Source organism: Nocardioides insulae DSM 17944 (assembly GCF_000422825.1).
In the GTDB taxonomy this organism is placed as follows: domain Bacteria; phylum Actinomycetota; class Actinomycetes; order Propionibacteriales; family Nocardioidaceae; genus Nocardioides; species Nocardioides insulae.
The window spans coordinates 276,368-298,429 of record NZ_AUGU01000013.1; the positions used below are offsets into that span (position 1 = coordinate 276,368).

Consider the following 22,062-nt stretch of genomic DNA (forward strand, 5'->3'; position numbering starts at 1 on the left):
GGAGCGGTCAGTGCCTCACTGGCCCTGGCCGACTCCCGCGGAGACCATCGCGGGGATGATCTTCTTGGTCTCGTCGAAGGCGATGAGAACGATCGCGTCGGGGTCCTCGCCCTTCATCGCGTCGATCTCGGCGTTGAAGTTGGCGGCGTTCGGGTCGTAGAGCTGCTTGGACACGACCGTGCCGCCCTGGTCGGTGAAGAACTTCTCGACGTTGTCGGCCAGCGCCTCACCGTAGGAGTCCTGACGGGCCATGATCGCGATGTTGGTCTTGCCATCGGAGATCAGGGTCGAGGCCATCACCTGGCCCTGCAGGACGTCGGAGGGTGCGGTACGGAAGTACATGCCGCCGTCCGCGTAGGTGTCGAACTCGGTCGAGGTGTTGGCCGGGCTGAAGTGCACCACTCCCGCCTTGGTGATCTTGTCGATCACCGAGAGGGACACCGAGGAGGAGGCCGCACCGATGATCACATCGGAGTTGGCCCGGATGAGCTTGTCGGTCTCCTGCGGAGCGATGTTCGGCGTACCGTCACCGGAGTCGGCGCGGGTCGACTTGGCCGGCTTGCCGAGCACCCCGCCGGCCTGGTTGATGTCCTTGATGGCCAGCTCCACACCCGCGAACTCCGGCGGGCCGAGGAAGGCGAGGTCACCCGAGGCGGGCAGCAGCATGCCGACCGTGAAGGTGCCGTCGCCGTTCGGGACGCTGCCGGTGACCTCCTGGTCGGGAGCCACCTCCCCGGTGTCGGGGATGTCGCCCTCGACGTAGTCCATGGGTTCGAAGGTGTTGTCGTTCTGGTACTCGAAGATGCCGATGGTGGCCGCGGTCGGGCTACCGGTGGCACCGAGCTCGATCGGCCCGGAGACGCCGTCGTAGTCGATGTCGGTGCCGGCCTGGACCAGCTCCAGGCAGTCGGCGTACGTCGTGCACTTCTCGCCTTCGGTGGTGACCGCCGCGATCTGCTGGGCGATGGCCTTGCCGGAATCCTTGCCGGCGGTCTCGGCGGCAAGGGCCGAGACCACGGTGGCGTCGTAGGACTCCGGGCCGTAGGTGTAGCTGTCCAGGTTGGGATCCTGCTCGTCCAGTCGGCCCTGGAACTCCGAGCTCAGCTCGGGGCCCGGATAGGTCGCCTTGACGCCCTCCAGGGTGCCCGGGTCGAAGTCCTTGGAGTAGTCGGTCGTGTTGCCGTCGACGAAGTAGAGCTGCATGCCTGCGGCGCTACCGCCCTCGGACGCAGCGGCGTCGCCATCGCTGTCGCTGTCGTCGGACCCGCCACCGCAGGCGGCGAGGACGAACGCGGCGGACACGGCGATGACCCCGAGACGCATCTTCTTGCTGGGGGTGTACATGAAGCCTCCGATTCTCTTGCCGGCGCCGGTAGGTGCACCGACGTTGACGGGCACAGTAGCGCGAAAGAACCGGGGTTATACCGGACGATTTCCGGCGTTGCCAAGTTGTGACCTACGCGAGCTGGATCACCCGGAATCGGTCACCGCTGGGCGAGGCCGGGGCCGTGCTCGATCACGCCATCGGCGACCTGTCGCATGGAGAGCCGCAGGTCCATCGCGGTCTTCTGGATCCAACGGAAAGCGTCCGGCTCCGAGATCTCCAGCGCCTGCTGCAGGACGCTCTTCGCCCGCTCGACCGCCTTCCGGGTCTCGAGACGTTCCTGGAGTCCGGCGACCTCCTGCTCCAGCTGGGAGAGCTCCCCGAAGCGGCTCATCGCCACCTCGATCGCGGGCACCAGGTCACTGGCGCTGAACGGCTTGACCAGGTACGCCATCGCCCCGGCGTCCCGCGCACGCTCGACGAGCTCGCGCTGGGAGAAAGCGGTCAGCATGACCACCGGTGCGATCCGCTCCGAGGCGATCCGCTCGGCCGCCGCGATGCCGTCCAGCACCGGCATCTTGACGTCCAGGATGACCAGGTCGGGACGCAGTTCCTCGGCCAGTTCGACGGCTCGCTGCCCGTCGCCCGCCTCGCCCACGACGGCGTACCCCTCCTCGGTGAGCATCTCCTTGAGGTCCATCCGGATGAGGACCTCGTCCTCGGCGATCACCACCCGGCGGATGGTGCTGGCCGGGGCAGGATCGGGGGTCGAATCGCTCACGACGCAAGGGTAGGGCATCGCCTCGATGCGCCACGGACACCGCCCCACGCCCTGGCCGGACCGGCGAACGGCGCCGGATCGCGGTCGGGTAGGTTGGGCCCGCTACCTGCCCCGGTAGCCCAACGGCAGAGGCAATGTGCTCAAACCACATCCAGTGTGGGTTCGAATCCCACCCGGGGCACCGCATGAGGCGGCAGTAAGACAACCTGGCCCGGACCCACGCTTCGTGGATCCGGGCCAGTGCTAGCTCTGCGGGTCACCCCATCCGGCGGTAGGCCGGGGCCACCTCATTGATCGCGTCGCCCATCTTGTGGATGCGCAGCGCGTTGGTCGAGCCGGGGATACCCGGCGGGCTGCCGGCGATGATCACGACCAGATCGCCTGCCTCCACCCGCCCGCTGAGCAGCAACTGCTCGTCGACCTGACGCACCATCTCGTCGGTGTGCTCCACCTCCGCGGTGCGGACCGTCTCGACGCCCCAGGTCAGGGAGAGCTGGTTACGGGTGCTCTCGATCGGGGTGAAGGCCAGCAGCGGGACCGGGCCGCGCAGCCGAGACATCCGGCGCGCGGAGTCGCCGCTGGTGGTGAAGGCGACGACGTACTTCGCCTCGACCCGCTGGGCCACCTCCTCGGCCGCCTTGGCGATGACCCCGGAGCGGGTGTGCGGGTCCCAGTCGATCGGGGCGAGGTTGCGGTCCCGCAGTGCGTGTCCCTCGGTCGCCGCGACGATCTTGGCCATCGTCTCGACGGTGTGCACGGGGTACTCCCCCACGCTGGTCTCACCGGAGAGCATGACCGCGTCGGCACCGTCGAGGACGGCGTTGGCGACGTCGGAGGCCTCCGCGCGCGTGGGCTGCGGGTTGCCGATCATCGACTCGAGCATCTGGGTGGCGACGATCACCGGCTTGGCGTTGAGGCGGGCCTTCTCGATCACCTGCTTCTGCAGGAACGGCACCTCCTCCAGCGGACACTCCACGCCGAGGTCACCGCGAGCCACCATGAAGCCGTCGAAGGCGTCGATCACCTCGTCGAGGTTGTGGATCGCCTGGGGCTTCTCGATCTTGGCGATCACCGGCACCAGCCGGCCCTCCTCCCGCATGATCGCGCGGACGTCCTCGGCATCGGCGGCGTCCCGGACGAAGCTCAGCGCGATGAAGTCGACTCCGAGACGGAGCGCGAACCGCAGGTCGAGGACATCCTTCTCGCTCAGGGCCGGCACCGAGACCGCGACGCCGGGCAGGTTGATGCCCTTGTTGTTGCTGACCGGGCCGGCGACCAGCACCTCGGTGGTGACGTCGGTGTCGGCCACTCCGGTGACCCGGAGACGGACCTTGCCGTCGTCGATGAGCAGCGGGTCTCCGACCTTCACATCGCCCGGCAGACCCTTGTACGTCGTGCTGCAGATGGTGGCGTCACCCTGGACGTCCCGGGTGGTGATGACCCAGCTCTGCCCGCGCTGGAGCTGCACCGGCCCGTTGCTGAACCGTCCCAACCGGATCTTCGGCCCCTGGAGGTCCGCGAAGATCCCCACGCCACGCCCCGACGCCTCGGCTGCGGCACGGACGAGTTCGTAGTTCTCGGCGTGGTCGTCGTGGGCTCCGTGGCTCATGTTGAGCCGGGCCACGTCCATGCCGGCGTAGACCAATTCCCTGATGCGGCGCTCGCCGGCGGTGGCTGGGCCGAGGGTGCACACGATCTTCGCTCGTCTCACGGGTTCACCCTACCGATGTTGGAACGTTCTAAGAACTCGCCTCGGCGGCGACGATCCGGCGTACCTCGGGCGCGACCTCGGCGGCGTACCGCTCGGTGCTCAGCGGGTCGTCGCTGCTCAGGATGAACCCGGTGATGCGGTGGGTCACGGCGAGCTCGACCAACTGGTCGACCCAGCCCTTCACCGACCCGCCCTGGGCCGCGCCGTCGGGGATGTTGAGCAGTCGCCGTACGGCGCGCGGATCCCGGCCGGCCCCGACTGCGCCCTCGTCGATCCGAGCGTTCATCTCCGGCAGCGAGTCGGCGCCCCGGGGCAGGTAGCCGAGCGAGGGGATCCAACCATCGGCCTTCGCCCCGGTGAGGGCGAGCATCCGCGGCTTGAGCGCGCCCAGCCAGATCCCGATGTCGTGCGCCGGCCGGGGGCCGCGCTTGGCCCCCTGGACGGGGTAGTACGGGCCGTCGCTGCGGAGCCCTCCACGGACGTCGGTGTCCCACGCGTCCCGGATGAGGGTGATCGCCTCGCTCAGGGCGTCCACGGCCTGACCGGGAGTCAGCCTCCGGCCGCCCATCGCGACGATGGCGTCCCAGAAGCCGCCCGCACCGAGACCGAGCTCGAACCGGCCTCCGCTGAGCAGGTCGAGGGAGGCGGCCGCGCGGGCGAGCACCAGCGGCGGACGCAGCGGCAGATTGAGCACGTTGCCGCTGAGCCGGATCCGCTCGGTCCGGGCGGCCGCATAGGTGAGCAGCGTCCAGGTGTCCAGGAACGCCGGCTGGTAGGGGTGGTCCTGGTAGGTCACCAGGTCCAGACCGGCGCGGTCGGCGGTGACCGCCAGGTCGACCGCGTGCCGGGGCTCGCGAGCGGTGGGTGTCACGAACGTCCCGAACAGCAGGTCGGGTCGGTCATCAGTCATCGCTGTCTCCTCGCTGTGCTCCGACCAGTGCGTCCTGGGCACGATCGGGGAACGGATCGATGTTGAAGTTGTCGCGGAACAGGTTGTCCGGATCGAAGCGTCGCTTCAGCCGGCGGAGCCGGTCCAGGACGGTGGGTGGGAAGGCGTCGTGGAGCCGCGCCGCCCGTCGGTCGGTCTCGAAGCTCAGGTAGGTGCCCTCGAAGTGATCGGCCAGTTCGTCCCACGCCGCGTCGGTCAGGTGCTGGTCGGCGCCCATGGCGGTGACCTGGAAGGCCGGGGTCCGGTACGCGAACGCGGTCTCCTCCGCCGGTACGTCGGCGATCGCACCGCCCATCGGGCGGAGCTGGAAGTAGAACACCTCGCCGCTGTGCAGCAACCCGGCCACGTCCCGCGCGAACCCCGGGGTCATCGCGGGCAGGAACCCCGAACGGGAGACCGGCTCGCCGACGCCGTGGTGTCCCTCCGCACCCACCTCCGGGAACTGGCCGAGGACCGCCGGATAGGTCGTCAGGACGACGTTCTGCTGGGCCAGCATGCCGATCTCGGCGAAGGGCGTGAGCCGTTCGACGATCACGTCCGGGTCGTCGGAGTCGACGATGCCGTACATCTGCAGCACCGCCTGTCCCGGGCGTGGCTGACCGGTGACGAGGAAGACGGTGGTGTCCCGGGGCGCCGCGCTGGCCGCCTCGCCGAATCGCCGGAGGCCGTCCGCGAGGTCGGCGGTGACGACGGCGAGCTGGGCCCAGCCGATCCGGCCCACCTCGGCGGCCTCGAACTCGAAGGCGGTCGCCGCGCCGAAGTTCGCCCCGGCGCCGCGGACCGCCCAGAACAGGTCGGCGTTCTCCTCGCGCGAGGCCCGCACGCGGGTGCCGTCGGCGAGGACCAGGTCGACCGCACGCAGGCGGTCGATGGTGAGCCCCTGCTCGCGGGACAGGTAGCCGATGCCGCCGGCGGTGGCCAGCCCGCCGACGCCGACACCTCCGGCGTCACCCGACCCGAGCGCCCAGCCGTAGGGCCCCAGCGCGGCCGCGACCCTGGTCCAGGTCGCCCCGGGCCCGATCCGCACCAGCCGGCGCTCGACGTCGAGCACCTCGATCGAGGTCATCGCGCCGACGTCGATGACCAGGCCTCCGTCGTTGGTCGAGCGTCCGCTGATGCCGTGCCCACCGCTGCGCAGGCCGAGCGGCAGGTCGGGGTGGCGCCGGGCGAACGCGATCGAGTCCGCGACCTCGGCCACCGTGCGCGGCCGCAGGACCAGCCCGGGCGCGCCTCCTCGCAGGTACGTCGAGCGGACCGCCCGGTAGCCGGGATCGCCCGGCTCGACCGCCGTCTCCCGCAGCGAGTCGGGGACGCCGTCGTAGTCGATGCCGGGGCGGCGCCGGGAGCGCACCGCCGCCGGCCTCCCGGCGGGCTCGGACGGCGTGAGCTGGGCCGCCACAACCGCGACCCGGTCGACGTCCGCCACGTCCTGCACGGGTACGACGACGGGCGCAGCTCCCCGGGCCAGGCGTTCGAGCTCGGTGGCGTCCGCGTCCCGGTCCGCACTGATCCAGGCGGGCGTTCCCCCGGCGTCACCGAGCAGCCGGGTGCCGTTCAGGAGGCCGAAGGACTCCTCCGCCTTGGCCATGGCCGAGGGGGCGGGCAGCGTGGCGGCCTCCTCCTCCGAAGCCCGGGCCACGCCGAGGGCGATGCGTTCTGTGCGGGCTGCGACCCAGACCGCGACCGTCCACGGGTCGGGCGAGACCTGGGACCGATCGCCGACCTCCAGGACCACCAGCCCCAGCCCAGCGGCCTCCGCACGGCTCGCCAGGGAAACGGCCCGCTCGAGCGGGATGCTCCCCAGGTCGATCGCGATGCCGAGTTCGTTCATGTGTGTCACTCCATCCAGCTGGCCCAGAATCCGTCTGAGTCACAGACGATCTGTTGAACAATGCATCTGACTAGACTGTTCCCGTGATCGACGACGGCACCCACGCGGACCCGGGAGGGCCAGGGCTCGAGCCGGACCTGGGTCGCGGTCTGCTCGCGCTGGTGCGGGCCTATCAGGAGCACGTCTCCCCCGCCCTCGGCGACCTCCCGCACGGACCCCGCGGCTACCAGACCCTCCGCGAGGTCGGGTACGGCGCCCACCCGACCCAGGTGTCGCTGGCCCGCCACCTCGGCGTCGACCGCACTGTGATGACCTACCTCATCGACGACCTGGTCGAGGCCGGCCTGGTCGAGCGCCGTGCCAACCCCGAGGACCGGCGCCAGCGACTGGTGGTCCTCACCGCACGCGGGCGGTCCGAGGTCGATGCCCTGTGCAGCCGGGTGGTCGAGGCCGAGGACTCCCTCCTCGGCGCCCTCACCACGAAGGAGCGCGGACAACTGCGCCGTCTGGTGATCAAGGCGGCCGGTGCCCTGGACGACAACCGCTGAGACCCTGGGTCCACCGGTCGTCGCCGTCGCGAGCGCCACCGGACGGGTGCGTCGGCAATGCGATGTGCCGACGGCGGGCCGACGCCGGTCGAGGTGCGACGACGCGGCCCCGCGCCCGGATGGCGGCGCGCAGCAGGCGCAGGACGGATGGGATCCAGTCTGGGGTGCCGGGACTGGACCGGCTCGCTACTGTCACACGTCATGGAGAGAGCCGCGCCACCGATCGACGGAGCCGCACCGTGACGGCGGTGGCCGGATGTGCACTGGTCACCGGTGCCTCCCGCGGCCTGGGAGCCGTCATCGCCACGGCCCTCGCCGCGACCGGCATGCCGGTCGCGGTCAACTACCGATCCTCCGGGGAGGCGGCCGACAGGGTGGTCGCGCGCATCACGGCCGCCGGCGGCACCGCCCGAGCCTTCCCGGCCGACGTCACCGACGAGGCGTCGGTGACCGGACTGGTCGCCGACGTGGAGACCGCACTCGGCCCGATCGGCGTGCTGGTCCTCAACGCGACCGGTGCCCAGCCCCAGCATCCGGTCCGGCAACTCACCTGGCCGGTGGTCTCCGCCCAGCTCGACTTCTTCCTCCGGAGTCCGGTGCTGCTCACGACGGCGGTGGTGCCCGGGATGACCGCCGGCGGGGTCGGCAGGATCATCCACGTCGGGTCCGACGTCGTGGACAAGACACCGGTCGGCAGCGCGGCGTACGTCACCGCCAAGACGGCCCAACTGGGGTTCGCGCGGATGTGTGCGAAGGAACTCGGCCCGGTCGGCATCACGGTCAACACCGTGAGCCCGGGCTGGGTGCCGGTCGAGCGCCACGGTGAGGTGAGCCCCGAGGCCCGCGAGGCCTACCTCACCAGGGTCCCGGTCAAGCGCCTGGGACGGCCGGAGGACATCGCCGCCGGCGTGGTCCATCTCGCCTCGGTCGAGGCGTCCTACGTCAACGGCGCGAATCTGCACATCAACGGCGGCAGCACGGTCGCCTGAGCCCGGGCACGGCAACGGGCCCGAGGGATCATTCCCCCGGGCCCGTCACGGCGTGACCTGACCGCTCAGACGGTGAGCGGCCGGTCGGTCGGCTTGATCGGCGACGGCAGCGCCGAGTCACCGGTCAGGTAACGGTCGACCGCGGAGGCCGCCGACCGTCCCTCGGCGATCGCCCAGACGATCAGCGACTGGCCGCGGCCGGCATCGCCGGCGACGTAGACGCCCGGCACCGTGGTGGCGAACGAGGCGTCGCGGACGATGTTGCCCCGCGCGTCGAGCTCGACACCCAGCTGCTCGACCAGACCCGGCTTCTCCGGTCCGACGAAGCCCATCGCGAAGAGCACCAGGTCGGCCATGATCTCGTGCTCGGTGCCCTCGACCTGGATCAGCTTGCCGTCCTCGAAGCGCACCTCGACCAGCTTGAGCGCACGCACCCGGCCCTCCGCGTCGCCGAGGAACTCGGTGGTCGACACGCTGTAGAGCCGCTCGCCACCCTCCTCGTGCGCGGAGGAGACCTTGAAGGTCATCGGGTACGTCGGCCACGGCTGGGCGGCCGGACGCACCTCCGGAGGCAGCGGCATGATCTCCAGCTGGGTGACCGAGAGGGCCCCCTGGCGGGTGGAGGTGCCGAGGCAGTCGGCGCCGGTGTCGCCGCCGCCGATGATCACCACGTGCTTGCCCTCGGCGGTGATCTGGTCCTCGACCGTCTCGCCCCGGGCGACCCGGTTGGCCTGCGGCAGGAAGTCCATCGCCTGGTGGATGCCCTGGAGCTCCCGGCCCGGCACCGGCAGGTCGCGCGGCGTGGTCGACCCGACCGCGAGCACGACGGCGTCGTACCGCTCGCGCAGGGCGGCGCCGGTGATCTGGCCACCCACGTCGACACCCGGACGGAAGACCGTGCCCTCGCGCTTCATCTGCTCGAGGCGCTGGTCGAGGTACTTCTTCTCCATCTTGAACTCGGGGATGCCGTAGCGCATCAGCCCGCCGATCTGGTCGGCACGCTCGTAGACCGCCACGGTGTGCCCGGCCCGGGTCAGCTGCTGGGCGGTGGCCAGACCGGCCGGACCGGAACCGACCACGGCCACCGTGCGGCCGGAGAGCCACTCCGGCGGCTGCGGGGTCACCAGACCGGACTCCCAGGCCTTGTCGATGATCGCGACCTCGATGTTCTTGATCGTGACCGGGTCCTGGTTGATGCCCAGCACGCAGGCGGTCTCGCAGGGCGCCGGGCAGAGCCGACCGGTGAACTCGGGGAAGTTGTTGGTCGCGTGCAGCCGCTCGATGGCACCTGACCAGTCATCGCGCCAGACCAGGTCGTTCCACTCCGGGATGATGTTGCCCAGCGGGCAACCCTGGTGGCAGAACGGGATGCCGCAGTCCATGCAGCGGCTGGCCTGGGTGTTGATGATCGGGAGGAGTGCCCGGCCGACGCTGCCCGGGTACACCTCGTTCCAGTCCTGGACGCGCTCCTCGACGGGACGACGTGCGGCACCCTCGCGGCCGCTCTTCAGGAAACCCTTCGGGTCAGCCATGGTGTGCAGCCCCCTTCGTTGCTGAGCGGCCCATCTCGCCGCGGGTCGGCCGGTGTGCGTACGCCTCAGCCATGGAGCACCTCCATGATCCGCTGGGCGGCCTGCTCCTCGTCGAGCCCTTCCTCGAGGGCCTCCTCACGGGCTTCCAGGACACGCTTGTAGTCGCTCGGCATCACCATCGTGAACCGGGCCCGGGCGGCCGGCCAGTCGGCCAGCAGCGCAGCCGCGACCTCCGAACCGGTCTCCTCGTGGTGGCGACGGACGAGGTCGTGCAGCTCCTCGGCGTACTTGCCCGGGACGGCGCCGAGCTCGACGAGCTCGGGGTTGACCCGGTGCTCCTTGAGGTCGAGCACGAACGCGTAGCCGCCGGACATGCCGGCCGCGAAGTTGCGGCCGGTCTTGCCCAGGACGACGACCTTGCCGCCGGTCATGTACTCACAGCCGTGGTCGCCCACACCCTCGGTGACCACGGTGGCACCGGAGTTGCGGACGCAGCAGCGCTCGCCGACGCCGCCACGGAGGAAGATCTCCCCGGACGTCGCGCCGTAGGCGATGGTGTTGCCGGCCACGATGTGCTCCTCGGCACGGAACGGCGCCTCCCGGCTGGGACGGACGACGATCCGGCCACCGGAGAGGCCCTTGCCGACGTAGTCGTTGGCGTCGCCCTCCAGCCGCAGCGTCATGCCCGCCGGCACGAAGGCGCCGAAGGACTGCCCGGCCGACCCGGTGAAGGTGAGGTCGATGGTGCCGTCGGGCAGGCCAGCGCCGCGGTAGCGCTTGGTCACCTCGTGGCCCAGGATCGTGCCCACCGTGCGGTTGACGTTGCGGATCTCCAACTGGGCACGCACCGGCTCGCCGCGCTCGAGGGCGGGCTCGGCCAGCGGCACCAGGGTGGTGACGTCCAGCGACTTCTCCAGCCCGTGGTCCTGACCCTGGGTCTGGTGCAGACCCTGGTCGCGGAACTGGGGCAGCGGCGTGATCGAGTGGAAGATCGGGGACAGGTCGAGCCCCTCCGCCTTCCAGTGGTCGATCGCGTCGCGGGTGTCGAGCACGCCCACCTGACCCACGGCCTCCTCGATGCTGCGGAAGCCCAGCTCGGCCAGGATCTCGCGCACCTCCTGGGCGATGTAGGTGAAGAAGTTGACGACGTGGTCGGCCTGACCGGCGTACCGCTCCCGGAGCACGGGGTTCTGGGTGGCGATGCCGACCGGGCAGGTGTCGAGGTGGCAGACCCGCATCAGGATGCAGCCGGAGACCACCAACGGCGCGGTCGCGAAGCCGAACTCCTCGGCGCCCAGCAGGGCGGCGATCACGACGTCACGGCCGGTCTTGAGCTGTCCGTCGGTCTGCACCACGATCCGGTCGCGCAGGCCGTTGAGGAGCAGCGTCTGCTGCGCCTCGGCCAGGCCGAGCTCCCACGGACCGCCGGCGTGCTTGAGCGAGGTCAGCGGGGAGGCACCGGTGCCGCCGTCGTGACCGGAGATGAGGACGACATCGGCGTGCGCCTTGGAGACACCCGCAGCGACGGTGCCCACGCCCACCTCGGAGACCAGCTTCACGTGCACCCGAGCGCTCGGGTTGGCGTTCTTCAGGTCGTGGATCAGCTGGGCGAGATCCTCGATGGAGTAGATGTCGTGGTGCGGCGGCGGGCTGATCAGGCCCACACCCGGCGTGGAGTGCCGGGTCTTGGCCACCCACGGGTACACCTTGTGGCCGGGCAACTGCCCGCCCTCGCCGGGCTTGGCGCCCTGCGCCATCTTGATCTGGATGTCGTCGGCGTTGGTGAGGTACTCGCTGGTGACGCCGAACCGGCCCGAGGCGACCTGCTTGATCGCGCTGCGGCGCTCGGGATCGTGGAGCCGCTCGGGATCCTCGCCGCCCTCACCGGTGTTGGACTTCGCGCCCAGTCGGTTCATCGCGATCGCAAGGGTCTCGTGCGCCTCCTGCGAGATCGACCCGTAGGACATCGCCCCGGTGCTGAACCGCTTGACGATCGACTCGATCGGCTCGACCTCCTCCAGCGGGATCGAGGTGCGGCCGGCCTGATCGGCGTCCTTGAACTTGAACAGGCCGCGCAGCGTCATCAGCCGCTCGGACTGCTGGTTCACCCGGTCGGTGTACTGCTGGAAGATGTCGTAGCGGCCGGCCTTGGTGGCGTGCTGCAGCTTGAAGACGGTCTCCGGGTCGAACAGGTGCGGCTCGCCCCCGCGACGCCACTGGTACTCGCCGCCGATGGCCAGCTCGCGGTGGGCCGCGGACACCCCGTCGCGCGGGTACGCCACGCGGTGGCGCCGGGCGACCTCCTCGGCGATGGTGCCGAGCTCGACACCGCCGAGCTTGGAGGTGGTGCCGGTGAAGTACTTGTCGACCACCGAGGAGGCCAGCCCGACCGACTCGAAGATCTGGGCGCCGGTGTAGGAGGCCACCGTGCTCACGCCCATCTTGGACATCACCTTGAGCACGCCCTTGCCCAGTGCCTTCACCAGGTTCTGGACCGCGGTCTCGGGCTCGGTCTTGACGTAGTGACCGTCACGGGCGAGGTCCTCGGCGGTCTCCATGGCGAGGTACGGGTTGACCGCGGCCGCGCCGTACCCGACCAGCAGTGCCACATGGTGGACCTCGCGGACGTCGCCGGCCTCGACCAGCAGGCCGACCTGGGTGCGGGTCTTCTCGCGCACCAGGTGGTGGTGCACGGCACCGGTGAGGAGAAGGGAGGGGATCGGGGCGAGCTCGGCGGTGGAGTGCCGGTCGGAGAGCACGATGATGCGCGCGCCCTTGGCGATCGCCTCGCTGACCTCGGCGCAGATCTCGTCGATGCGACGGGCCATCGCCTCGCCGCCGCCCTCGACGGCGTACAGGCCGCGCGAGACGTGGCACAGCAGGCCGGGGTGGTCGCCGTCGCGGTTGATGTGGCGCAGCTTGGCGAGGTCGTCGTTGGAGATGACCGGGAAGGGCAGCACGACCTGACGGCACGAGGCCGGGGTCGGCTGGAGCAGGTTCGACTCCGGGCCGATGCTGCCGTTCAGCGAGGTGACCAGCTCTTCGCGGATCGCGTCCAGCGGCGGGTTGGTGACCTGGGCGAAGAGCTGGCTGAAGTAGTCGAAGATCAGTCGCGGCTTCTCCGAGAGCGCCGCGATCGGGCTGTCGGTGCCCATCGAGCCGATCGGCTCTGCCCCGGTGTTGGCCATCGGGGTGACCAGGACGCGCAGCTCCTCCTCGGTGTAGCCGAAGACCTGCTGGCGGCGGGTGACCGAAGCGTGGGTGTGGACGACGTGCTCCCGGTCGGGGATGTCGTCGAGGTGGATCTGACCACCGTCGAGCCACTCCTGGTAGGGGTTCTCGGCGGCGAGCTGCCCCTTGATCTCCTCGTCCTCGATGATCCGGTGCTCCTCGGTGTCGATGAGGAACATCCGGCCCGGCTGCAGCCGGCCCTTGCGGACGATCGTGGCGGGGTCGAGGTCGAGCACGCCGACCTCGGAGGCGAGGACGACCAGACCGTCGTCGGTGACCCAGAACCGGGAGGGCCGCAGACCGTTGCGGTCCAGGACCGCACCGATCTGGGTGCCGTCGGTGAACACCACGCAGGCGGGCCCGTCCCAGGGCTCCATCATCGCGGCGTGGAACTCGTAGAACGCGCGGCGCTGGGCATCCATCTCACCGTGCTTCTCCCAGGCCTCCGGGATCATCATCAGCACGGAGTGCGGGAGGCTGCGGCCACCGAGGTGGAGCAGCTCGAGCACCTCGTCGAAGCTGGCGGAGTCGGAGGCACCGGGGGTGCAGATCGGGTAGAGCCGCTGCAGGTCGCCCGGGATCACGTCGGACTCGAGCAGCGCCTCGCGGGCCCGCATGAAGTTGCGGTTGCCCATCACGGTGTTGATCTCGCCGTTGTGCGCGATGAAGCGGAACGGGTGCGAGAGCGGCCAGCTCGGGAAGGTGTTGGTCGAGAAGCGGGAGTGGACCACCGCCATCGCCGAGGCCATCCGCTCGTCACGCAGGTCGGGGTAGACGTCGGCGAGCTGGTCGGTGGTGAGCATGCCCTTGTAGACCATGGTCCGCGAGGACAGCGACGGGAAGTAGACGTCGGTCTCCCGCTCGGCACGCTTGCGCAGACAGAACGCCAGCCGCTCCAGCGCCATGCCGGTGACGCGGGTCTTCTCCCCGGCCACGAAGAGCTGCTCGAAGGTCGGGAGCACGTCCAGGGCCATCTGGCCCAGGGTCTCGGTCTCCACCGGAACCGATCGCCAGCCGAGGACCTCGAGGCCCTCCTCCACGGCGATCTCCTCGACCCGTTCCTTGGTCTTGGCGACGTGCTCCTCATCGCCGGGCAGGAAGGCCGTGCCGACGGCGTAGGCACCGGGCGCGGGCAGCGTGATCCCGCGGTCGGCGCAGACCGCGCGCAGGAACTCGTCCGGGACCTGGAGCAGGATGCCGGCGCCGTCGCCGGAGTTGGTCTCCGCGCCGGCGGCACCACGGTGATCGAGATTCTTCAGGGCGGTGATGCCCTGCTGGACGATCTCGTGGCTGGCAACGCCCGTCAGGGTCGCGACGAACGCCACGCCACAAGCGTCGCGCTCATGTCGGGGGTCGTAGAGGCCCTGGGGCGGCGGGAACGCGTGCGGGTAGGGCACCGGGTTCTCCCGTCTTCGTGCGCGGGCCGCCCTCGCCGGTCAGGAGATTCCCGAACCTGGGGGCGTGCGCCGTGCTGATCGGCTAAGCGGTTGTAGCTAGGGACGGCATTGGCCCACGCGTGACGCCGAGATTACCACCATGTTGCGAGACCACACACCACGCACCCTTGCGTGACGTACGTCGCAGTAGGCGGTCGACAATCCCTACGACTTGTCCTGCTCATCGGCCCCGGCGGCACCGTGCGTGCCCCCGTCACCGTCACTGTTGTTGTCCGCGGGGTCTCCAGTGTCCCCATCAGCATCTCTGCTGGCTACCTCACCCTCGGCAGCAACCCCTGAACCGGACCCGACATGACCCTCGTCCTCGGCACCCGTCGCGGCGGCGTACGTCGGGGCGGGGAGGTCGCGCCCGTCGACGTAGACGCTCTCCTCCCGGCCGGGGTGGCGGCGGTAGCTCCACAGGAAGAAGGCGGCCGCGGCGAGGAACAGGACGATCGAGGTCCATTCGTTGAAGCGCAGGCCGAGGACGTTGTTGAGCTGGACGTCGTCGATGCGCAGGTGCTCGATCCAGCCGCGACCCAGGGTGTAGGCCATCACGTACAGCGCCAGCACCCGGCCGTGACCGATCCGGAAGCGCCGGTCGAGCCAGAGGATCAGCGCGAGCGCGGCGAGGTTCCACACGCATTCGTACAGGAACGTCGGGTGGAAGGTCATCGTGTCGGGAAGGGGGTCGCCGGCGTCGATGAGCTGCTGGACGTAGCTGTCGGAGAAGTGGGCCTGGTCGATCTGGACCCCCCACGGCAGATCGGTGGGGCCGCCGTACAACTCCTGGTTGAACCAGTTGCCCCAGCGCCCGACCGCCTGGCCGAGCAGCGCGGCCGGAGCCAGTGCGTCCATCATCGGGAGGACCTTGATGCCCTTGTGGCGGCAGTACAGAACGGCGCCGAGCGCGCCGGCCGCGATGCCACCCCAGATGCCGAGGCCGCCGCGCCAGATGAAGAACATGTGGTACCAGACGCCGTCCTCTCCGAAGTAGAGCTGGTTGTCGGTGAGGACGTGGTAGAGCCGGGCGCCGACGATGCCGCAGGGCACGGCGACCAGGGCGAGATCCTGCACCTCGCCGGCCCGTCCGCCGCGGGCCTGCCACCGCCGCTCGGCCAGCCACACCGCCAGGATGATGCCGAGCACGATGCACAGGGCATAGCCGCGGATGGGCACCGGGCCGAGGTGCCAGACCCCCTGCGAGGGGCTGGGGATGCTCATCGCGACCGGGGCGAGGGCGGAGAGGGCCGAGACCATCAGCGGTAGTCCTCCAACAGGGCGTGGATGTCGGCCGCGAACTCGGCCGAGGAGGTCTCCTGGGTCCAGAGCACGGTCGAGGTGTCGTCGGGGCCGATGGCGGTCACCTGGGTGCTGTGGGCACCAAGGTCGTAGCCGCCGCTGGCCAGTTCGTCGCCCTCCGCGACATAGATCGCGAGTGGCTTGCCCACCTGCACGATCGTGTCGAGGTCGCCGGTCAGGCCGATGAACTCCGGGTCGTAGCCGTCCAGGTAGCCACGCAGCGTCTTCTCGTCATCGCGCGACGGATCGGTGGTCACGAACACGACGTCGACGTCGGATCGGTCCTCGTCACTGAGGCGGGTCATCGCACTGGCCACCGAGGACATCACCATCGGGCAGATGTCAGGACAGTGGGTGTAGCCGAAGAAGACCAGGGTCAGCGGCTTGTCGGTGTCCTCGACCAGGGAGTACGCCGCCCCGTCGGTGTCCCGCAGCGGAGCCGGGTCGACGGTGTAGGGGTCGTGCTCGACGCCGGCGAACTCCTGTTGGGCGGCCTCGGCGTCGCCGTCCGAGCCGCATCCGCTCAGCGCTACCGAGAGGGCGAGCAGCCCGGCGCCGACGGCCGCGCCGACCCGCCACCGGCGACGCTCAGCCACGGCGGACCCCGTCGGCCAACTCGGCGGCCAGGGCACGCACCGCGGCCACGGCTCCGGGACGGTCGCCGGGGTGGTCGAGCACGCAGCGCACGAACGCGGAGCCGACGATCACACCGTCGGCGTAGGAGGCCACCGCGGCGGCCTGGTCGCCGTTGCTGACACCGAGTCCGACCGCGACCGGCAGGTCGTCGGGGGCGAACCGTCGGGTGCGCTCGACCAGCGGGCCGGCGAGGTCGCTGGTGGCCTCACGAGCGCCGGTGACGCCCATGACCGCGGTGGCGTAGACGAAGCCGCGGGAGGCGGACGTGGTCAACTCGATCCGCTCGTCGGTGCTGCTGGGTGCGACCAGGAAGACCTTGTCCAGGCCGTGCGCGTCCGCGGCCGCGCTCCACGCCTGGCCGTAGTCGGGGGTGATGTCGGGCGTGATCAGCCCCGCTCCCCCGGCGGCCGCGAGGTCGGCGGCGAACCGGTCGACGCCGTACCGCTCCACCGGGTTCCAGTAGGTCATGACCAGGGTCGGGACGCCGGTGGCGGCGACGGCCTCCACGGTGCGCAGGACGTCGCGGGTACGGACGCCCCCGTCGAGGGCCTGCTGGGCCGCCGCCTGGATCGTGGGGCCGTCCATCACGGGGTCGCTGTAGGGCAGGCCGATCTCGATGACGTCGCAGCCGGCCTCGGCCATCGCGGTGATGATCTCGATGCCGCCCTCGACGTCGGGAAAGCCGGCCGGCAGATAGCCGACCAGGGCGGCTCGACCCTCGGCGCGGGCCTTGTCGAATGCGGTGCTGACGCTCACTGCTCTCCCTCGTCCGATCCGGCCGACTCCCCGAGGCCGAACCACTCCATCGCCGTACCCATGTCCTTGTCGCCGCGGCCGGAGAGGTTGATCAGCAGGGTGGCCTCCGGCCCCTTCTCGGCGCGCAACTGCTCGGCGATCCGCAGACCACCGGCGAGCGCGTGGGCGGACTCGATGGCCGGGATGATGCCCTCGGTGCGGGAGAGCAGGGCCATCGCGTCCATCGCCTCCGTGTCGGTCACCGGCAGGTACGACGCCCGCCCCGACTTGGCCAGCCAGGCGTGCTGGGGACCGACGCCCGGGTAGTCCAGGCCGGCGGAGATCGAGTGCGACTCGATGGTCTGGCCGTCCTCGTCCTGGAGCACGTAGGTGCGGGCGCCGTGCAGCACGCCCGCGTCACCGGCCTTGATGGTGGCCGCGTGCCGACCGGTCTCGAACCCGTCGCCCCCGGCCTCGAAGCCGTAGATCGCCACGTCCTGGTCCTCCAGGAACGCGGTGAACAGCCCGATCGCGTTGGAGCCGCCGCCCACGCAGGCGGCGATGGCGTCCGGCAGCACGCCGTACTGCTCCAGGCACTGGGCCCGCGCCTCGTCGCCGATGCCTCGGGTCAGGTCACGCACCAGGGTCGGGAACGGGTGCGGCCCGGCGGCGGTCCCGAACAGGTAGGCGGTGGTCTCCACGCTGGCCACCCAGTCACGCAGCGCCTCGTTGATGGCGTCCTTGAGGGTGGCGCTGCCGGACTCGACCGGCACCACCTCGGCACCGAGGAGCTGCATCCGCGCGACGTTCAGCGCCTGCCGGCGGGTGTCGACGGCGCCCATGTAGACGGTGCAGTCCAGCCCGAAGTACGCCGCCGCGGTGGCGCTGGCGACGCCGTGCTGGCCCGCCCCGGTCTCGGCGATCACGCGGGTCTTGCCCATCCGCTTGGTGAGCAGGGCCTGACCGAGCACGTTGCGGATCTTGTGCGCGCCGGTGTGGTTGAGGTCCTCGCGCTTGAGCAGCACCCGCACGCCGAGCCGCTCGCTGAGCCGCTCGGCGTGGTAGAGCGGGCTGGGCAGGTTGGCGTAGTCGCGCAGGATCGCGTCGAACTCGGCGACGAAGCCGGGGTCCGCCTTCGCCTCCTGCCAACCGCTGTCGAGTTCGTCGAGCGCCCTCATCAGCGCCTCGGGCATGAACTTGCCACCGAACCCCTCGACGGGCCCCCCGAACCAGCCTTGCGGGTCGGCGTCGAAGGGGGTGGTCTCGTGCAGGTGTGTGCTCACGAAGCTGTCTCTCTCACCAGTCCGGTCATCGATGCGACGGCGCCCTCGGGGTCGTCGTCGCGCACCAGTGCCTCGCCGACCAGGACGGCTCGGGCGCCCTGGTCGACATAGCGGTTCACGTCGGCGGCCGAGAAGATGCCGGATTCGGCCACCTTGACCCGGTCGTCGGGGATCGCGGGAGCGAGCCGGGCGAAGGCCTCGGCGTCGATCTCGAGGGTCTTCAGATTGCGGGCGTTGACGCCGATGAGCTCGGCGTCCAGGGCCACCGCCCGCTCGGTCTCGGCCTCGTCGTGCACCTCCACCAGCGCTGTCAGGCCGAGCTCGCGAGCCTCGTCGAAGAGGCGACGCAAGGTGTCGTCGTCGAGCGCGGCCACGATGAGCAGTGCGAGATCGGCACCGGCCACCCGGCCCTCGAGGAGTTGGTAGGAGTCGACGATGAAGTCCTTGCGCAGGAGGGGTACGTCGACTGCCGCCCGCACCGCGCGCAGGTCCTCCAGGGTCCCTCCGAACCGGCGCTGCTCGGTGAGCACGCTGATCGCCGCCGCCCCGCCCGCGGCGTAGCGGCGGGCGAGCGCGGCGGGGTCCGGCACCTCGGCGAGCGCCCCCTTACTCGGGCTCTTGCGCTTCACCTCGGCGATCACGCTCGAGCCGGCCGCGCGGAAGTGCGGCATCGGGTCACGGGGGGCGGGCGCGTCGGCGAGCGCGGCCCGCAGGTCGGCCTCCGGAATCCGGGCGCGTCGCTCCTCGAGGTCGATGCGGACTCCGGCGACGATGTCGTCGAGCACCGACATCGGGTTCCTCCTCGGGACGTTGCTGTGGACCGGGGCGACCCGATCACCTGGTGCTCCCGGCGGCGGATCGCTCCGAGGCTCGCCGAGGCCTTCAGTGTCGCACGCAGCTGGGTGGCGCCTCGCCCCAGGCTCGGCTCGCAGACAGGTCGCTCGACCCGGGCCTCACCCGACCCCGCGCCCACCGCATCGAACGCCGCGCCGGCTCCGGGTCTCACCGGGGGTGACTCACACGGCTCGGCCCCACCGCACCGACACCCCGAGAGACCCAGCTGATGTGTCCGTTTGCGAAGGCTCACCTTGGGTAGGGTCGGCCGCACCGGGCTGAGACACAGCCGCCGTCTGCACGAAAGGCACACCCATGAGCTACGGAGCTCCTCCTCCGCCGCCTCCGCCGCCCCCCGCACCCGGCACCCCCGGTGCCATGGGCACCCCGCCCAGCAACCACCTGGTCTGGGCCATCCTGACCACGATCTTCTGCTGCCTCCCCTTCGGGATCGTCTCGATCGTGTTCGCTGCCCAGGTCAACGGCAAGTGGGCTGCGGGCGACTTGGTCGGCGCCCAGGAGTCGTCGCGCAAGGCGAAGATGTGGGCGATCATCTCCGCGGTCGTCGGCGTCGTCGTCAGCATCCTCTACGGCATCGTCGTGTTCGCGCTCGGGGACACCTCCAGCACCATGTGAGGAACGGACCTCCGTCCACGATGAGCACCTCTCACGACCGGATCGCGGCGTCGGGCACCCGACGCCGCGATCTGCTCCTCTTCGGGGCCGTCACCGCCGCCGGTCTGGTCGCAGCGACCGCCCTGGTCACCGCGGATCCTCACGAGCCCGGCCACTACCCGACCTGCCCGTTCCTGGCGATGACCGGACTGTTCTGCCCCGGCTGCGGATCGCTGCGGGCACTCAACTCGCTGCTGACCCTCGACCCCGTCGGGGCGTTCGGACGCAATCCGCTGGCCGTCGCCCTGTTGCCGCTCGTCCTGCTCGCCTGGGTGGGCTGGGGATTGCGGCTGATCGGACACCCGTTCGGGGTGCGACTGCATCCCACCCGTGTGCCGGCCGCCCTGATCTGGGCGCTCTTCGCCGTCGTCCTGGTCTTCGGCGTGCTGCGCAACCTGCCCGGCTGGGACTTCCTCTCCCCGAACTGAGCCCGAGGTCGGCAACGCTCGCCGAGTCAGGCCGCGAGCCAGGACCCGGGGAGGTTGCGCACCGCCATGAACAGGAAGAGGACCGCGACGGCGGCGTACTGGAGGCGTACCCAGGTCTTCGCGGAGACGGGGCGCCTCGGGGCCACGCCGCGCCAGCGGTCGAGGAACCACACGGCCAAGAAGATGGTCACCAGCGGGATCGCCAGCGTGACCACGAGGTTGCTCGACATCGCGGCGACGACCTGACCGTTGGTCAGGTCATTGACCGCGCGCAGCCCGCCGCACCCCGGACAGTCCAGACCGATCAGCGAGGTGGGACAGAACCCCCAACTCCCCTGTTGGTGCGGATCACGCAGGTGCAGCGCAGCAGTCGCCGCGCTCAGGCCGCCGATGACGAGGAACGGCGCCCGCACCCGCCGCCACCGGCTCGCCGACCTGGCTGCCGGGACGGTGTCCGTGGTGCGGACGCCGCTCATCAGACCTCCCGAAGGGTCAGTGCTTGGCGGAGTTGAGGCCCATCTTGGACATCACGATGAACAGGACTCCGGAGAGCACGACGACGGCGACGCCCACCCAGAAGACGGGGTAGCTGACCGGGTCGAACATCAGGCCGACCGAGCCGATCAGGAAACCGATCAGGCAGACGGTCACAGCGCTCCAGGCTGCCGGAGTGTTGCCGTGGCTGTCGGACATGGGGGCTCCTTCGGGTCGTACGGCGCCGTCCGGCGCTGCGGGCGAGGTTCAGTCTATTCAGTCGGCGGGGTCGGCGCCGGACCGGGTCTGGGTGTCCGTGCCTTCCTCGTCCTCGGTCGGCGCCGAGGACTCGGTCGGGTCATCACCCTGGTCGAGGGCCTTCCACAGGTCCAGACTGTGGCGCTCCTCCACCGGGATCGTCGGCGCGGCCGCTGCCGCCGCGGCGGGCGCGTCGTACTTGCGGCCCATCTCCGGCCAGTCGGGCGCCAGGCGTACGGCGGCGACCGCCGCCAGCAGCCCGACCAGCCCGCCGACCAGGGCGGCCCAGATCCACAGCGTCCAATCGGCCTCGATCCCCGCGGCGCCCACCGCGGCGGAGGCGTCCACGACCTCGTCGGGAAGGGTGAGCCAGGCGTCCACCACCGTCGCGAGCACTCCGAGCGACGCCAGGGCGGCGAGCCCAGCGACCAGTCGCCGGACCAGGCCGCGGGTCACCAGGATGACGCCCCAGGAAGCGAGCGCGACCAGTCCCAGCGCCCCGGCGAGCGGGACGTCCCCGGGGACGGTGCCGGCCAGCTGGGCCAGATCGAGCGCGGTGCTGTCGGCGTTCGGGCCGCTGACCGGCTCGGCCCAGGCCTTGGTGCCGGCCAGGGCGGCGAGGCCTCCGCCGGCCAGGCCGAGGAGCACCACCGGGCCGAAGGTACGCCGGCGCGACCGCTCAGCCATCGCCGAGCACCAGGTCGGCGTCGAAGCAGGTCCGGGTGCCGGTGTGACAGGCCGGGCCCTCCTGTTCGACCTTGACCAGCAGGGTGTCGCCGTCGCAGTCGAGCCGGACCTCCTTGACCCACTGCCGGTGGCCCGAGGTCTCGCCCTTGACCCAGTACTCCTGGCGGCTGCGCGACCAGTACGTCGCCCGGCCGGTGCCGAGGGTGCGGGCCAGGGCCTCGTCGTCCATCCAGCCCAGCATCAGCACCTCCCCGGTGTCGTGCTGCTGCACCACCGCCGGCACCAGTCCGTCGGAGGAACGCTTGAGCCGGGCGGCCAGATCGGGATCGAGGGAACTGCTCACCGGCCCATCCTCCCATCCTCCCGACGGCAACGTGGTGCCGCCGCCGCTGCACCCGGTCCCCTGCACGCGCCGACG

General features: G+C 70.7%; 20 protein-coding genes and 1 tRNA gene. 5 read left to right on the top strand and 16 right to left on the bottom strand.

All coding sequences use genetic code 11. The annotated features are described in order from the left end of the window. Positions 1 to 15 precede the first annotated feature (15 nt). The gene (locus tag G515_RS23575) at positions 16 to 1,344 is read right to left on the bottom strand and encodes an ABC transporter substrate-binding protein (RefSeq protein ID WP_051217742.1); all 1,329 of its coding nucleotides are present in this window, start codon (positions 1,342 to 1,344) and stop codon (positions 16 to 18) included. A gap of 140 nt (positions 1,345 to 1,484) precedes the next feature. Continuing rightward, the gene (locus G515_RS0101945; RefSeq protein ID WP_051217743.1) at positions 1,485 to 2,123 is read right to left on the bottom strand and encodes an ANTAR domain-containing response regulator; all 639 of its coding nucleotides are present in this window, start codon (positions 2,121 to 2,123) and stop codon (positions 1,485 to 1,487) included. Between the two features lie 90 nt (positions 2,124 to 2,213). Here G515_RS0101945 and G515_RS0101950 point away from each other — a divergent pair. Then, a tRNA-Leu gene (locus G515_RS0101950) sits at positions 2,214 to 2,286 on the top strand. A gap of 75 nt (positions 2,287 to 2,361) precedes the next feature. Here the strand turns inward: G515_RS0101950 and pyk are convergent. The 3 genes from pyk to G515_RS19080 are packed head-to-tail and all read right to left on the bottom strand — an operon-like array spanning position 2,362 to position 6,596. Beyond that, positions 2,362 to 3,816, bottom strand: a complete 1,455-nt coding sequence (pyk, locus tag G515_RS0101955) for a pyruvate kinase (protein WP_028658769.1) — start codon at positions 3,814 to 3,816, stop codon at positions 2,362 to 2,364. 28 nt (positions 3,817 to 3,844) lie between these two features. Beyond that, positions 3,845 to 4,726, bottom strand: coding sequence for an LLM class flavin-dependent oxidoreductase (locus G515_RS0101960; protein WP_028658770.1), 882 nt, complete (start codon positions 4,724 to 4,726; stop codon positions 3,845 to 3,847). Continuing rightward, on the bottom strand, positions 4,719 to 6,596 hold the full coding sequence (locus G515_RS19080) for an FAD-binding oxidoreductase (RefSeq protein WP_051217744.1): 1,878 nt from the start codon (positions 6,594 to 6,596) through the stop codon (positions 4,719 to 4,721). Before G515_RS19080 ends, G515_RS0101960 begins: the two co-directional genes overlap by 8 nt. Positions 6,597 to 6,679: 83 nt before the next feature. On the opposite strand from G515_RS19080, the gene G515_RS19085 reads away from it, so the two are divergent. Together G515_RS19085 and G515_RS0101975 are read left to right on the top strand one after the other, a co-directional pair. Beyond that, complete coding sequence (locus tag G515_RS19085) at positions 6,680 to 7,144, top strand: MarR family winged helix-turn-helix transcriptional regulator (RefSeq protein WP_051217745.1); 465 nt, start codon at positions 6,680 to 6,682, stop codon at positions 7,142 to 7,144. 239 nt (positions 7,145 to 7,383) lie between these two features. After that, positions 7,384 to 8,133, top strand: a complete 750-nt coding sequence (locus tag G515_RS0101975; protein ID WP_028658771.1) for an SDR family NAD(P)-dependent oxidoreductase — start codon at positions 7,384 to 7,386, stop codon at positions 8,131 to 8,133. Positions 8,134 to 8,198: 65 nt separating this feature from the next. Here G515_RS0101975 and G515_RS0101980 read toward each other — a convergent pair whose 3' ends face one another. The 7 genes from G515_RS0101980 to trpC form a co-directional block, all read right to left on the bottom strand. Next, entirely contained in the window at positions 8,199 to 9,665 is a 1,467-nt protein-coding gene (locus tag G515_RS0101980) for a glutamate synthase subunit beta (RefSeq protein ID WP_028658772.1), read from the bottom strand. 65 nt (positions 9,666 to 9,730) lie between these two features. After that, positions 9,731 to 14,293 carry a glutamate synthase large subunit gene (gene gltB / locus G515_RS0101985; protein WP_028658773.1) on the bottom strand — a complete coding sequence of 1,521 codons (4,563 nt, stop codon included), beginning with the start codon at positions 14,291 to 14,293 and terminating at the stop codon, positions 9,731 to 9,733. Positions 14,294 to 14,497: 204 nt separating this feature from the next. After that, a complete protein-coding gene (gene lgt, locus G515_RS19090) occupies positions 14,498 to 15,592 on the bottom strand; it encodes a prolipoprotein diacylglyceryl transferase (protein ID WP_211220919.1) in 1,095 nt (364 codons plus the stop codon). After that, positions 15,592 to 16,230, bottom strand: coding sequence for an SCO family protein (locus tag G515_RS19095; protein WP_036553771.1), 639 nt, complete (start codon positions 16,228 to 16,230; stop codon positions 15,592 to 15,594). Before G515_RS19095 ends, lgt begins: the two co-directional genes overlap by 1 nt. Further along, the gene (gene trpA / locus G515_RS0102000) at positions 16,223 to 17,026 is read right to left on the bottom strand and encodes a tryptophan synthase subunit alpha (RefSeq protein WP_028658775.1); all 804 of its coding nucleotides are present in this window, start codon (positions 17,024 to 17,026) and stop codon (positions 16,223 to 16,225) included. Before trpA ends, G515_RS19095 begins: the two co-directional genes overlap by 8 nt. Next, on the bottom strand, positions 17,023 to 18,288 hold the full coding sequence (trpB, locus tag G515_RS0102005) for a tryptophan synthase subunit beta (RefSeq protein ID WP_036553772.1): 1,266 nt from the start codon (positions 18,286 to 18,288) through the stop codon (positions 17,023 to 17,025). Before trpB ends, trpA begins: the two co-directional genes overlap by 4 nt. Continuing rightward, positions 18,285 to 19,079 (bottom strand): indole-3-glycerol phosphate synthase TrpC, encoded by a 795-nt coding sequence (gene trpC, locus G515_RS0102010; protein ID WP_028658777.1) that lies wholly within the window; start codon positions 19,077 to 19,079, stop codon positions 18,285 to 18,287. The genes trpB and trpC overlap by 4 nt, the downstream gene beginning before the upstream one ends. 421 nt (positions 19,080 to 19,500) lie before the next feature. Here trpC and G515_RS0102015 point away from each other — a divergent pair, with 421 nt between their 5' ends. Together G515_RS0102015 and G515_RS0102020 are read left to right on the top strand one after the other, a co-directional pair. Then, positions 19,501 to 19,758, top strand: coding sequence for a CD225/dispanin family protein (locus G515_RS0102015; RefSeq protein WP_028658778.1), 258 nt, complete (start codon positions 19,501 to 19,503; stop codon positions 19,756 to 19,758). 20 nt (positions 19,759 to 19,778) lie between these two features. Next, positions 19,779 to 20,225, top strand: coding sequence for a DUF2752 domain-containing protein (locus tag G515_RS0102020; protein ID WP_028658779.1), 447 nt, complete (start codon positions 19,779 to 19,781; stop codon positions 20,223 to 20,225). 26 nt (positions 20,226 to 20,251) lie between these two features. Here the strand turns inward: G515_RS0102020 and G515_RS0102025 are convergent, their stop codons facing one another. From G515_RS0102025 to hisI, 4 genes are read right to left on the bottom strand one after another with little or no spacing between them, the layout of a single operon-like run. Next, positions 20,252 to 20,701: a DUF2752 domain-containing protein gene (locus G515_RS0102025; protein ID WP_028658780.1), complete on the bottom strand. Its 450-nt coding sequence runs from the start codon at positions 20,699 to 20,701 to the stop codon at positions 20,252 to 20,254. Between the two features lie 16 nt (positions 20,702 to 20,717). After that, positions 20,718 to 20,918, bottom strand: coding sequence for an HGxxPAAW family protein (locus tag G515_RS0102030; RefSeq protein WP_028658781.1), 201 nt, complete (start codon positions 20,916 to 20,918; stop codon positions 20,718 to 20,720). Positions 20,919 to 20,975: 57 nt separating this feature from the next. Then, entirely contained in the window at positions 20,976 to 21,644 is a 669-nt protein-coding gene (locus G515_RS0102035; RefSeq protein WP_028658782.1) for a Trp biosynthesis-associated membrane protein, read from the bottom strand. Beyond that, positions 21,637 to 21,987 (bottom strand): phosphoribosyl-AMP cyclohydrolase, encoded by a 351-nt coding sequence (gene hisI / locus G515_RS0102040; protein ID WP_028658783.1) that lies wholly within the window; start codon positions 21,985 to 21,987, stop codon positions 21,637 to 21,639. Before hisI ends, G515_RS0102035 begins: the two co-directional genes overlap by 8 nt. Between the last annotated feature and the right edge of the window lie 75 nt (positions 21,988 to 22,062).

Coding starts and splice junctions, on each gene's coding strand:
- trpC (WP_028658777.1), bottom strand. CDS start 19,079: ATGTCGGTGCTCGACGACATCGTCGCCGGAGTCCGCATCGACCTCGAG.
- G515_RS0102035 (WP_028658782.1), bottom strand. CDS start 21,644: ATGGCTGAGCGGTCGCGCCGGCGTACCTTCGGCCCGGTGGTGCTCCTC.
- G515_RS0101980 (WP_028658772.1), bottom strand. CDS start 9,665: ATGGCTGACCCGAAGGGTTTCCTGAAGAGCGGCCGCGAGGGTGCCGCA.
- G515_RS0102015 (WP_028658778.1), top strand. CDS start 19,501: ATGGGCACCCCGCCCAGCAACCACCTGGTCTGGGCCATCCTGACCACG.
- G515_RS0102030 (WP_028658781.1), bottom strand. CDS start 20,918: ATGTCCGACAGCCACGGCAACACTCCGGCAGCCTGGAGCGCTGTGACC.
- G515_RS23575 (WP_051217742.1), bottom strand. CDS start 1,344: ATGTACACCCCCAGCAAGAAGATGCGTCTCGGGGTCATCGCCGTGTCC.
- G515_RS19080 (WP_051217744.1), bottom strand. CDS start 6,596: ATGAACGAACTCGGCATCGCGATCGACCTGGGGAGCATCCCGCTCGAG.
- G515_RS0102020 (WP_028658779.1), top strand. CDS start 19,779: ATGAGCACCTCTCACGACCGGATCGCGGCGTCGGGCACCCGACGCCGC.
- lgt (WP_211220919.1), bottom strand. CDS start 15,592: ATGGTCTCGGCCCTCTCCGCCCTCGCCCCGGTCGCGATGAGCATCCCC.
- G515_RS0101960 (WP_028658770.1), bottom strand. CDS start 4,726: ATGACTGATGACCGACCCGACCTGCTGTTCGGGACGTTCGTGACACCC.
- G515_RS0102025 (WP_028658780.1), bottom strand. CDS start 20,701: ATGAGCGGCGTCCGCACCACGGACACCGTCCCGGCAGCCAGGTCGGCG.
- G515_RS0101945 (WP_051217743.1), bottom strand. CDS start 2,123: ATGCCCTACCCTTGCGTCGTGAGCGATTCGACCCCCGATCCTGCCCCG.